The organism is Sphingobacterium sp. 2149 (assembly GCF_031455655.1).
Classification (GTDB): Bacteria; Bacteroidota; Bacteroidia; order Sphingobacteriales; family Sphingobacteriaceae; genus Sphingobacterium.
In genome coordinates this window covers 1-1312 of the sequence record NZ_JAVDTD010000029.1, presented here as the reverse complement: position 1 = coordinate 1312, position 1312 = coordinate 1, and the positions used below count along the sequence as shown (strand labels likewise).

General features: G+C 44.1%; 3 protein-coding genes. All 3 read left to right on the top strand.

The features are described 5' to 3' along the window. Positions 1–58: 58 nt before the first annotated feature. Positions 59–340, top strand: a complete 282-nt coding sequence (gene tnpA, locus J2X77_RS23620) for an IS66 family insertion sequence element accessory protein TnpA (RefSeq protein ID WP_307185128.1) — start codon at positions 59–61, stop codon at positions 338–340. Continuing rightward, complete coding sequence (gene tnpB, locus J2X77_RS23615; protein WP_307185127.1) at positions 340–678, top strand: IS66 family insertion sequence element accessory protein TnpB; 339 nt, start codon at positions 340–342, stop codon at positions 676–678. The genes tnpA and tnpB overlap by 1 nt, the downstream gene beginning before the upstream one ends. A 48-nt stretch (positions 679–726) precedes the next feature. After that, positions 727–1312, top strand: a 586-nt coding sequence (locus tag J2X77_RS23610; RefSeq protein ID WP_310082762.1) for a transposase, incomplete at its 3' end; no start/stop codon positions are given.

Genomic DNA, 1312 nt, shown 5'->3' with positions numbered 1-1312 from the left:
GTATCCGCCCTACCAAGTACATATTTTCTGAGCGATGTATAATGCGGAGCTTTGCTAAATGAGCAAAGAAGAAAAAAGAATACAGATGTTTGCCCTGATAGCAGACTGGCAACAAAGCGGTATAAGCAAGAAACGATACTGCGCAGAAAAAGGGATAAATGAGGCCACCTTTTATTATTGGTATTCGCGCAGTAAAGAAAACGTTTCGTCTGCGGGGAGTTTTATATCCATCGACAAGGCCTGCAGAAAAAGTGAAGTTGAGGTAATTTATCCCAATGGTGTACGTATAAAGGTAGAAAATGATCTTGGACTTCTCTCTCAATTGATCCGTCTGTACTGATGTTTGCGCTAGGCTCATCGCATAGGTTTTATCTTTATGATGGTTTTTGCGATATGAGGAAGTCTTTTGATGGACTTTGTGGACTGATCAGTTCAGGAATGCAGCGGCAAGCTACCAGTGGGGAGGTTTTTGTGTTCCTAAACCGTAGCCGTACGCACGTGAAGCTGTTACATTGGGAGAAGGGTGGCTTTGTGCTGTATTACAAACGGCTGGAGAGCGGTACTTTCGTACCGCCCAGTATAAAAAACGGAGAGTTGTCATGGAGTGATCTGGTGCTGATGATTGAGGGGATACAGGTCGTAAAAAGTATTCAAAAAAGACGTTTTACTTTGCCTTAAAAGCGGCATTTAATTGCATGAGCGCGGGTAATTCCGTATCTTTAGGGTATGGAAACAGCACTGGAAAATCTCTCAAAAGAAGACCTTATCAAGGTCATTTCCAGTCGTGACCAAGCCCTTGTTGAAAGAGATGAAAAGATAGATTACCTAGAGTCCCAACTCGCTATGTACAAGCGTATGCAGTTCGGGCAGAAGCGTGAGCGATTCGAAGGCGATCCAAATCAGACCATGCTTCCCTTTGAAGCAGCGCCGGCCGAAGTTATACAGCAACAGGAGGAAATCAAAGAAAAGATCGAGTATGTACGTAAACGACCTAATCATAAAGGACGTGCTAAATTACCTGCCCACCTCCCTGTAGAAGAGGTTGAAATCCATCCCGAAGGTGATCTATCCCAAATGGTTTATATCGGTAAAGAAATTACGGAAGAATTGGAATGCGAACCTGCAAGGTTCTATATCAAACGTTACATCCGTTATAAATATGCTGCCAAAGATAAATCTGCCGTGGCCATTGCCGAGCTTCCCGAGCGTGTAATCGACAAAGGAATCCCTGGGCCGAGCCTGCTTGCGATGATCCTTACCGGTAAATATCAAGATCATCTCCCGCTATACCGACAGAAACAGATCTTTGCCA

Excerpts from the sequence above, each read along its gene's own strand:
- tnpB (WP_307185127.1), top strand. The coding sequence starts at position 340 with ATGTTTGCGCTAGGCTCATCGCATAGGTTTTATCTTTATGATGGTTTT.
- tnpA (WP_307185128.1), top strand. The coding sequence starts at position 59 with ATGAGCAAAGAAGAAAAAAGAATACAGATGTTTGCCCTGATAGCAGAC.